Source organism: Paenibacillus sp. 01T422, from assembly GCF_056398785.1.
The window spans coordinates 1-4,148 of the sequence record NZ_JBFTQB010000770.1 but is presented as its reverse complement, the minus strand read 5'-3'; the positions used below and the strand labels follow the sequence as shown (position 1 = coordinate 4,148).

At 50.6% G+C, this 4,148-nt stretch carries 3 protein-coding genes; all 3 read left to right on the top strand.

The window, feature by feature from the left end:
• Positions 1 to 937: NHL repeat-containing protein (locus AC1DUA_RS30925; protein WP_477503392.1), on the top strand; the 937-nt coding region annotated here is incomplete at its 5' end.
• Entirely contained in the window at positions 934 to 1,641 is a 708-nt protein-coding gene (locus tag AC1DUA_RS30920) for a phage tail protein (RefSeq protein WP_477503393.1), read from the top strand. The genes AC1DUA_RS30925 and AC1DUA_RS30920, both read left to right, overlap by 4 nt.
• Before the next feature lie 33 nt (positions 1,642 to 1,674).
• Entirely contained in the window at positions 1,675 to 3,360 is a 1,686-nt protein-coding gene (locus AC1DUA_RS30915; protein ID WP_477503391.1) for a hypothetical protein, read from the top strand.
• The last annotated feature ends 788 nt before the right edge of the window (positions 3,361 to 4,148 follow it).

Sequence of the window (4,148 nt, the reverse complement as noted above, 5' to 3'; positions counted from 1 at the left end):
GTACAGCATTCATCGCATCGTTCGCACAGACGAGCTGGAAGGTATTCACCCGATTCATGAGATGACGGTTGGCGCCGGAAGGAAGCTGATTTTGCTGGACGAGGCCTCGAATGTGTGGATCTATGATGATCAAAGCCGCCATCTCGAGTCGTTATTTCGGCACGGGCATGGGCTGTTCAGCTATCAGGCGAAGCTGGCCTCCATGTCGGATCTTCTGGTCATTGCAGACAGTGAGCAAACGACAGAAAGAAGAATTGCTGTGTATTCCCTCTCCAATGGGCAGACCATGTGGGCGGTTGATACGTGGCAGGGGCTAGAGTTGTTTCCGCTCTCGGTAAACGCCAAATTAGCGACGAAGCAAACATTCTATACGACAGTTCCTTTGGATATTGCGGTTGGTATGAATGGAAGTCCGGAAGTTCCCAAAGGAGGCAGGATTGGCATCCTTCAGTGGAGCTCGGCAGGTGAGGTCATGCACGTATATGAGCATGACATGCACCGTATGGAAGAGGCGGTTGATATTTCTGCACTGAAAGGGCGGTATTTCACTGCTGCGGCAGAGGGTACTTTGGCCTTATTGGATGCGCACCTCAGAACCGTAACRGTGTTCCATGAGGATGGCCGGGAGCCGCTGCATTTTAAACTGGAGCAGGAAGGGCGCTTCGCTGGCATTTCCATTGATACGAATCATAATCTCTATATAGGGGACAGCGGATACGCACAGCAAGAGGGAGTTACCGAGCGGTTTATTCTTAAATATCGCGGTAATGGCGAGTTATTCGATAAAGTTACGAATTTCCGTGGTCGAGTGGATACGCTGGTGCACGACAGCCGCAATCGGCTGTATGTGTTTGACCGAATCAGCGGTCAGATTAGCTTGCTTGATCTTCGTGCGCGGACGATGCTGCTTGAGGGTACTCTCCCAGAACATCGCTGATCGACTATCTACCGCCGATTTATCAGCAGGATGAGGAGCACAGCCCATTTCTGGAGCGTTTTCTGGCGATGTTCAGCACGTTTTTCGATGATATGGAGGATAAAATCGACCATATTTCCGCTCATTTTGATCCAGATGCGGTAACTGGCACCTATCTCGAATGGCTGGGCCGCTGGCTGGCGATTACCGATCATGAGGCATGGGGCGAGAAGAAGCTGAGGGAATTGATGAAGCAGGCACCTGAACTGTACAAATTGCGTGGGACTCGCGAGGGTTTGATTAACATGCTGAAGATTTATACGGGCACGGAACCATTTTTGCTGGAGTATTTTCAATTCAAACAGATGCAGGAAACATCAGAGCTGCGACAGCTTTTTGCCCAATTATACGGGGATAATCCTTACTGCTTCTGCATTATGCTGAAGCCCGAAGTAGTGCGTACCGACGCACAGCGACTCACGATTGAACAAATCATTGAAGACCAAAAGCCTGCCTATACCGAAGGCAAATTGATCGTTCTGCAGCCGTGGATGTACGCGGATATGCATACGTATCTGGGGATTAATACTTACTTATCTGAGCCTACGTTATTAACGCTCGACCAGCGTTCCTCGATGCCTTACAACACGGTGCTGATCGATGTGGATCGCGATAAACGCATGGATATACATACCCGGTTGGAACTGGATTCCGAAATCGAATAAACGAAATGAGCCTTGGAAGGTGAGGGGATACTTATGAAAAAAACACGCTATTACCCGTTTGAGCGCAATCGGTATTTCTATGGAAAGCTGCTGACGGTCAGGGATTTTGAGTCCGAGCAAAAGTATTTCAATGACAAGCGCAGAATGATGAATCGTCTCCTGCATGGGTCTGGTGTGCTAACGGGCTTGCAAGTTGTCGCTGTTGATGAGAAGTCAGTTTCGGTTGAAATGGGAGCTGCAATCGATGCGCTTGGCCGGGAAATTGTCGTCCCTTCCCCCATGACATTGAAGCTTTCGATGATGGATGGGTTCAGCAACAACGAGTACGCGAAGAACGTATACCTCTGTATTGCCTATGATGAAAAGGAAAAAGAGCCCGTTCACGCCGTAGCCAATTCCTCCGTTCGTTCGGATGAAATTAATGATTATAACCGTGTGCTTGAGAGCTATCGGCTTTTTATTCGAGAGGATGCGCCTGAACCTGCGAAGCTGCCTTTGGCGAATTTGACGGACCAAACGATCGTGTTGTACCAAGATGCGCATCTGCGTGTGCTTCAGACAACGCCTCGTTATGTGAATCCGGGTCAATTGTTTGAGATGAAGCTGCGTTTTGAGAAGACGCTTAGAGTAGGGCGGATTTCTTTCCAATATGAGCTTGCAGCTAGTCGTGTAGAAGCGATAGACGGCAATTCGATCTTGTTTGAAGAGCCGCAGGACTTGCAAGAGAGCGAATACGAAATGAGCGTGCTTTTGCGTGCGGACAGCAGTGTTGGTGTGAAGGCGACGATCGGTGTGCAGACGAGCACGGCTGTATTGAAACTTGACGACAAGCAGCTTGAGCTGCAGCCGCAATCTGTCGGCGAAATTCAAGTTATCGGCGATGCCGTTCGGGAACGCTTAATGACGGATTTCGTGAAACAATCGTTGGAAGCATCCTTGGAGGCTCCGTCGGAACCTTGCATTTATTTGGCCAAAATCTGCCTTATTCAAGTGGGACCGACTTATGTCATTGAGAGTGTTGAGCAAGTACCATTTGGCGAGTATGTATACAATTCATCGGTCATGTACCGACTTGCTAGAACGAGCGAGTACCGCGACGAGACGACTGGCCAGTTTGTGACGAAGTCCAAAGTGAAAACATTGGCGCCGGGGCAGCCTCCGGAGTTTAAGGTCAATTTCGATAAAGCGATTAGCGAGCTTTCGTTTGATTTGGGAATTCCAGCTGGCGGTGGAAGCGGCATTGCTGGCATCGTGAGCGGTGTCGTGAATATTTCGGTGGAGCCGTTCACGAAGATTTCGGTGTCGCCGTTCGGGAAAGCGACGAAAAGCTTTTTCTCCGGCGAGATTGTGCACGGACTTGGCGAGGGCAACGTTCTGATCATCACGAGCTTGGAAGAGAGCAGCGAGGATGCTTTCTCCGACATACTCTCCAGTGGGGAGCGTGTGTATGGCGGGGCATCTGACGTATTCAAAGGCACGGAGTTCGAGCCGGACGCGCCGGAAGTGAAGATCGGCACGATCGCCTATCCGCAGAAGGGTACCTTCCGGATTGGCGTGAAGGTACAGCAAACGTCCGAGCCGTCGAATGTGCGCGTGCGCTGGTGGGCGTACAGCGCTGAGATGGCGGGCGCGGTTTCCGCTTCGGCGGGAAGTGGCTCGCTGGACGAGGCGCTGTCCGCGATGCGGGAGGCGGCTTCCGCAGGGAGCGGTACGGAGTAGCGGGTAGGGAATAAGGAATGAGACAAGGACCTCTTGGAGGTCCTTGTTTTTTTTTTGGAGGCAGGGGAGCCGCGGAGCTGGAGCTACTTGCGCCAAAGTGGATCAGCAGCGGGAAGTAGCGGGAGAAATCGACGTTAAGTTTAAGTGATCTAGCTACTCCTGTGCTCAGTTGCAGGGGGAAAGCTGCATGTGGCGTATTGTGCCCAGTTGCAAGGGGATGCACCATGTARCGTACTATTGTGCCCAGTTGCAGAGAGATGCTCCATGTAGCGTACTATTGAGCCMTGTTYCAAGGTGACGCACCATYTAGGMGGTTCAGCTGAGATAGATGGAARATCTACCGTTATTYGGMRCTRTTTGGTGGCAGGGARCGGAATAGCGGTAGAGACTATAGTTAATTCTCCGGCAGCTGGACGAAAACTAGTAGAATTGAAGAAATTATCGGTAGAAACTGGAGTTATTTGGCCAAAAGTGGATCAGCAGCGGAAAGTAGCAGGAGAAATCGGCGTTAAGTATAAGTAATCTAGCTACTCCTGTGCCCCGTTGCAGGGGGATGCACCATGTAACGTACTATTGTGACCAGTTGCAGGGGGAAAGCTGCATGTGGCGTATTGTGCCCAGTTGCAGAGAGAYGCTCCATTTATGCGGTTTAGTAGCATTRGATGGAAAATCTACCGTTATTCGGCGCTGTTTGGTCGCAGGGAACGGAATWGCGGTAGTGACTACAGCTAATTCTCCGGCAGCTGGACGAAAACTAGTAGAATTGAAGAAATTATCGGTAGAAACTG

Coding starts and splice junctions, on each gene's coding strand:
- AC1DUA_RS30915 (WP_477503391.1), top strand. CDS start 1,675: ATGAAAAAAACACGCTATTACCCGTTTGAGCGCAATCGGTATTTCTAT.